This window comes from Streptomyces sp. NRRL B-1347, assembly GCF_000720325.1.
Lineage (GTDB): Bacteria > Actinomycetota > Actinomycetes > Streptomycetales > Streptomycetaceae > Streptomyces.
Map to the genome: position 1 here is coordinate 1 of NZ_JOJM01000308.1, position 313 is coordinate 313.

Sequence of the window (313 nt, forward strand, 5' to 3'; positions counted from 1 at the left end):
CGGAGAGCACTTGCAGGACCTCGTCCAAGGCTTCGGCATCACCAGCAATCACCACGGAGGAAGGCCCGTTCACGGCCGCGACCTCGACCCGCTCGGCCCACGGCTCCACACGCCCGGCCACTTCCTGCTCTGCGAGGGCGACGGACGCCATGCCACCCCGTCCGGCCAGCCGCGCCGCGATCGCCTGACTCCGCAACGCCACCACCCGCGCCGCGTCTTCGAGCGACAGCCCCCCCGCCACACAAGCCGCCGCGATCTCACCCTGCGAGTGCCCAAGCACCGCATCCGGCTTCACACCCACGGACGCCCACAC

The 313-nt window shown here is 71.6% G+C and carries 1 protein-coding gene; it reads right to left on the reverse strand.

The window, feature by feature from the left end:
• Positions 1–313 (reverse strand): acyltransferase domain-containing protein (locus tag IG74_RS47420; RefSeq protein WP_158858155.1); only part of this gene is annotated, 313 nt, incomplete at both ends.